Source organism: Cryobacterium sp. 10I1 (assembly GCF_035019805.1).
Taxonomy (GTDB): Bacteria; Actinomycetota; Actinomycetes; order Actinomycetales; family Microbacteriaceae; genus Cryobacterium; species Cryobacterium glucosi.
Window position 1 is genome coordinate 1 of sequence record NZ_JASJVF010000215.1, and the last position, 5,730, is coordinate 5,730.

3 protein-coding genes and 1 pseudogene are annotated in these 5,730 nt (G+C 64.8%); all 4 read left to right on the forward strand.

Features of this window, described 5'->3' with window-relative positions; translation table 11 throughout:
- Window positions 1–160 precede the first annotated feature (160 nt).
- Window positions 161–652 carry an aromatic ring-opening dioxygenase LigA gene (locus QN345_RS14890; RefSeq protein ID WP_174774856.1) on the forward strand — a complete coding sequence of 164 codons (492 nt, stop codon included), beginning with the start codon at window positions 161–163 and terminating at the stop codon, window positions 650–652.
- Window positions 653–925: 273 nt separating this feature from the next.
- A complete protein-coding gene (locus QN345_RS14895; RefSeq protein ID WP_322136034.1) occupies window positions 926–2,542 on the forward strand; it encodes a cellulase family glycosylhydrolase in 1,617 nt (538 codons plus the stop codon).
- A gap of 121 nt (window positions 2,543–2,663) precedes the next feature.
- A complete protein-coding gene (locus QN345_RS14900; protein ID WP_134448870.1) occupies window positions 2,664–4,859 on the forward strand; it encodes a transglycosylase domain-containing protein in 2,196 nt (731 codons plus the stop codon).
- 249 nt (window positions 4,860–5,108) lie between these two features.
- Window positions 5,109–5,730: pseudogene (locus tag QN345_RS14905) on the forward strand (hypothetical protein); the annotation flags it as partial.

Consider the following 5,730-nt stretch of genomic DNA (forward strand, 5'->3'; position numbering starts at 1 on the left):
CCCCCCCCCCCCCCCCCCCCGCCTTTCCTCCGCCACCGTGCAAACGTTTACCACCAATGTTGCAATCGGCAGAGAAAATGTGATGAATGCGCTTTCATTACTGGCAGACTGGGGGGTAACACGAGTGTCACGACAGGCGCGACACCAGGAAAGGTATCTCATGACAACCGCTACGACAACGGCTGCCCAGCCCCTGATCGCCGGTTCCGGCCAGGCGCGTATTCTTCGGATTATCGGCCTCCTCGGCATTATCGGCGGCCTCGTTATGCTCCTCGTCGGCGGCGTCGTCTGGGGCACCGTCAGCAGCCAGCTGGCCGGCGAGAAGATTACTGTCGCGGCCGACGCATCGTTCCTCGCCGGAACGACCGTCGACAACCCCCTCTCCGCCCTCGCGCAGGCGAACATCATTAACCACCACGCCATGGAGGCCTCGGGCGGCAAGACGTACGCCGAGCTCGCCCAGGACGACAAGGTCCGCCCGACGGTCATGACCGCGTCGCTGCTGCGCGCCTCGCTCTTCACCTCGATCGTCGCCTTCGGCGTCTCCTTCTTCGCCATGGGCCTCGGCATCCTCGTCGGCCTGTTCGGCTGGGCGATCTTCGTCCTCACGCCGCACGCTTCGAAGAAGACCGCGGTTCCGGCCGTCGCCTGATCCGATCCGGCAGTATCGAACGGGCCTCGCGGTAGTCGCGGGGCCCGTTTTCTGTGCCCGGCGCAGCTTGTTACCGTGCCGAAACACGGGAACCCCTACGATGGGGCTAACGGACGATCTTGCCGCCCCGAGGGGTGGCCATCGGGAACCACGTCCGCGGAATACTGGGGGACCAGCATGAGTGCTCGCGACAGCTATGCCACGAGGCAGATTTCCCCAACGGCGTCGGTACGACCGCGGCGCGGAGGCGCCACCGGACGCCTGGTCGCATTCGTGGCTGCCGCCCTGCTCCTGACGGGCGGCCTCGTGACGGCGGCTCCGCAGCCGGCGGCATTCGCGGCATCCTCCGTCAGTGCGCCGTCCGGCTGGCTGCACACCGCGGGTGGCACGATCCAGAACTCCGCCAACCAGACGTATGTCGTCAAGGCCATCTCCTGGTTCGGAATGGAGACGAGCAACTGCGCCCCGCACGGACTCTGGACGATCGGCCTCGACGCCGGCCTCGCGCAGATCAAGTCGCTCGGATTCAACACCCTGCGGCTGCCGTTTTCGAACGAGTGCCTCGGCGGGGCCCCCAGCAATTCGATCAACTACGCGGTGAATCCGACCCTCGCGGGACTGACCCCGCAGCGGCTGATGGACACGGTCATCGCCCGGGCGAAGGTCGCCGGACTCAATGTCATCCTCGACCGGCACCGTCCGGATTCCGGAGCCCAATCGGAGCTCTGGTACACGGCGCAATACAGTGAAGCCAAGTGGATCAGCGACTGGCAGGCACTCGCCACCCGGTATAAGAATGATCCGACCGTGATCGGCTTCGACCTGCACAACGAACCGCACGGGCAGGCATGCTGGGGCTGCGGTAACCCCGCGATCGACTGGCAGGCGGCCGCGACCCGCGGTGGGAACGCCGTGCTCGCCGTGAACCCCCGGCTGCTGATCCTCGTCGAGGGCATCGAGAACCAGGCCACCGGCGGATCCACCTGGTGGGGTGGCGGCCTGAGCGGTGTCAAGGGCAAGCCTGTCATCCTCTCCGTCGCGAACCAGGTGGTGTACTCGCCGCACGACTACCCGGCGACGGTCTACGCGCAGAATTGGTTCAGCGCGGCCAACTACCCGGACAACCTCGCCACCGTCTGGGACCAGAACTGGGGCTACATCAGCAAGACCGGGATCGCACCGGTGCTGCTCGGCGAGTTCGGTACGAAGCTTGCGACCGAATCCGACCAGAAATGGCTTGCCAAGCTCGTACCGTACCTCTCGAGCAACGGCATGAGCTTCGCGTACTGGTCGTTCAACCCGAACAGCGGCGACACCGGCGGCATCGTCAAGGACGACTGGGTCACCCCGGAGGCGGCAAAGCTCACGGCCCTCACGCCGCTGCTCGGTGCAGGGACTCCGATCGTCGTTCCGCCGACTGCGACGCCGACGCCGACCGCTACTCCGACTCCGACGGCTACTCCGACTCCGACACCGACTCCGAAGCCGACCGCTACTCCGACTGCGACGCCGACTCCGACGGCGACTCCGAAGCCGACCGCTACTCCGACGCCGACTCCGACCGCCACTCCGATTCCCGTCCCCGGCACGGCCTCGATCACCACGACGTGGAACCTGCAGAGCGCGTGGGGCGCCGGCTACGTCGCCGACTTCCAGGTGAAGAGTGCGACCGGTGCCAAAGCCTGGAGCGTGACCTGGTCCGATCCGACCGTGACTGCGGTGACCAACGCGTGGGGGATGACGTGCACGGTCAAGGTCAGGACCTCGATCACGTGCACCGGAGCGGGTTGGGCGAGCACCATTCCCGCAGGGCAGAGCGTCTGGGTGGGCCTTCAGGTCGAGGCGACCAAGGCCCCGGTAGCACCGGCGCTGATCCTCACCGCCAGGTAAGCTCCCCGGCGGGCCAGCTCGACATCCGTTGCCCAGACCTGATCGCTCCGATAACGATCGTGAGACGCCCCTAGCAATTCTGTCGGCGCCGGGGTTCCATGAACCGTGATGGGGGGTTCAGATGCGGACGACGGAATTCCAGGAGCGGCGCACGCCTCGGGGTGTGATCGGCGGGCTGGTCGGGCTTGTGGCCATGAGCGGGGTTGCCGGACTCCTGATCGCCGCGTCGGTGACGCCCGTCGTCGCGCTGTCGGGACTCGCCGTGACGGACACGATCAACACCTTCCAAAGCCTTCCGGAATTCCTGTCGATCGACAGGCTCTCCCAGAAGAGCAACATCTACGCGATGCGGGGTGATGGCTCTCCCTACCTGCTTGCCTCCTTCTATGACCAGAACCGGATCGAGGTCGGCTCGGACTCGATCAGCCCCTTTGTGACGGATGCCGCGGTCTCGAGTGAGGACCCGCGCTTCTATGAACACGGCGGCATCGACATGCAGGGCACGATCAGGGCCGGACTCAGGGTGAGCCTTGGCGGGGAAACTCAGGGCGGGTCGTCCATCACTCAGCAGTATGTCAAGAATGTCCTCGTTCAGAAGTGCGAGGTACTCTCCGACCCCGTGGCGCGCGACTCCTGCTACACGACGGCCACCCGAACGAGCGCCGAGCGCAAACTCAAGGAGATGCGGCTCGCGATCGGCGTCGAGAAGAAATACTCCAAGAAGGACATCCTTCGCCAGTATCTCAATATCACCGGCTTCGGAGGAACGGTCTACGGAATCGAGGCGGCCGCCGAGTACTACTTCAACACGACGGCGGCGGCCGTGAGCCTGCCGCAGGCCGCGAGCCTCGTCGCCATCATCAACAACCCGGTCAAGTTCCAGCTCGACGACCCGAACAGCGCCTCCAACGGTACGGCGAACGGCTACGCGGCGAACCGGGACCGCCGGGACTATATCCTCGGGACGATGCTGAAGTACGGCACGATCGGACCGGACGATTATGCGGCGGCGGTCGCGGCACCGGTCGAACCCAGCATCCACGAGCCCAGTACCGGGTGCCAGACCGCGGGCGGAAGCGCCTATTTCTGCGACTACGTGACCCATGTGCTTCGGAACGACCCGGCGTTCGGGGCGGATGCCGACACCCGGCTTCTCAACTTCCGCCGGGGTGGCTACAACGTCTACACAACCATTGATCTGGACCTTCAGAATGCCGCGGAGGCCACGATGAAGCAGAATGTACCGTCGACCTTCCCCGGCTGGGATGTCGGCGCTGTCATCTCGAGCGTGCAGGTCGGCACCGGTCGTGTGCTTGCGATGGTGCAGAACAAGGACTACAGCCAGGATCCTGTCGTCGAGGCCACGGGAGCGAACTACACGAGCATCAACTACAACACCGACTATGCCGATGGCGGTTCGAGTGGCTTCCAGCCGGGTTCCGGGTACAAGGTGTTCACCCTCGCCGAGTGGCTCACGGAAGGTCACGCTCTCTACGAACGCGTCGATTCCCGCCGCAAGGCCAATTGGGGCACCTTCCAGGACAGCTGCCTCGGCCCGCAGAACTACGACAAGGAGAAGTGGAACCCGAAGAACGACGCCAACGAGAGTGGGGCGCACTACAGCGCCCTCGAAGCCACCGTGGGTTCGATCAACACCGGGTACATCGGGATGGCCAAGAAGCTCGACCTGTGCGGAATCCGTAAGACGGCTGAGGCATTCCGGATGCACCGCGCTGATGCGACCCCTCTCCTGCAGAGCGCTGCGTCGGTGATCGGCACGAATGAGATCGCGCCGTTGAGCATGGCCGTCGCGTTCGCGGGAATCGCGAACAGGGGGGTGACGTGCAGTCCGGTCGTGATCGACCGCATCGTTGGCCCGACCGGCGCTGAGGTTCCCGTGCCGACCAGCGAGTGCGCGGCTTCCGTCAACCCCACGGTCGCGGCGGGCATGGCCTACGCCATGCACAAGGTCATGACGACCGGGACAGGGCAGCAGTCGAACCGGGGCATGGCGCCGCAGGTGCCCGTGATCGGAAAGACCGGTACGACGGATGGCAATAAGGACACCTGGATGACCGGGTCGAGTACGAAGGTCGCAACCGTCGTCGCGGTGGTCAGCCTCACCGGCGATGCGAACCAGCGGACCACATACTTCGACAGCGGCCAGGCCGCGACCGCCCGGCACCGGATGTGGCCGGCGGTGATGTCGGTCGCGAATGCGAAGTACGGTGGAGATGACTTCATCGAAGCCAATCCGACGCCGACTCAGACACCGAGACCGACACCGGCGCAGACTCAGACTCCGACGCCCCGTTAAACACAGCGCTGAGGGTTTTCCTTCCTGAGAGTTTCTCAGCTATGAATGTGTCGTGAGTTCCCCGTGATTACGGCGATCTCTCAGTTTTTTTGTTTGTCAAGCCCCTAGCGCAGCCGTAAAACTGGGGGTATTTTCCGGAGCCGTGTACTTCGAATGGGTTACAGTCAACCCATCGAAAATGCGTGTCGTAGGTTCTGTGGATGGATTTGTGATCGGCGCGTTCCGGTCATTTGAAAGGCAAAAAACTCCATGCAACAGCTCTTTCGTCGCGCCGAGAAGTCCTCGCCGCGTAGTACAACCGCGCGTCGCAAACTCGCAGGCGGTGTCCTGGCCGCAACGGCGGCCCTGTGCATCGTCGTCGGCACAACGGCCTCCTGTGCGTTCGCCTCCGGCGACTCCTCGTCTTCGTCGTCCCGCTCGTCGTCCGGTTCATCGTCCGTGAGCGCACCGTCAGGCTGGCTCGCCGTGACCGGGGTGTGGTCACACCGTAAGAACCACCACAACGGAACTCCGACTCCGACTCCGACTCCGACTCCGACTCCGACGCCTGCGCCGACGCCTGCGCCGACGCCGACGCCCACGCCGGCTCCGACGCCTGCGCCGAAGCCCACCCCGACTCCGACTCCGACGCCTACGCCCACGCCTACGCCGACGCCGACGCCTACTCCTACGCCGACGCCGACGCCTACTCCGACGACGCCCCCCATCGCCATCGGAACGTCCCCGCTGCACACCAATATCGTGTCGACGACCTTCTGGGTCGGCGAGATCTTCAACGCGAACCTCAGCGACGGCAGCCAGGTCTGCAGCACCTATGACAGCAAGTGGGCGCTTCACCACACCGGCGTTCAGCTCGGGTCCTCAACGGACA

Excerpts from the sequence above, each read along its gene's own strand:
- QN345_RS14890 (WP_174774856.1), top strand. The coding sequence starts at position 161 with ATGACAACCGCTACGACAACGGCTGCCCAGCCCCTGATCGCCGGTTCC.
- QN345_RS14900 (WP_134448870.1), top strand. The coding sequence starts at position 2,664 with ATGCGGACGACGGAATTCCAGGAGCGGCGCACGCCTCGGGGTGTGATC.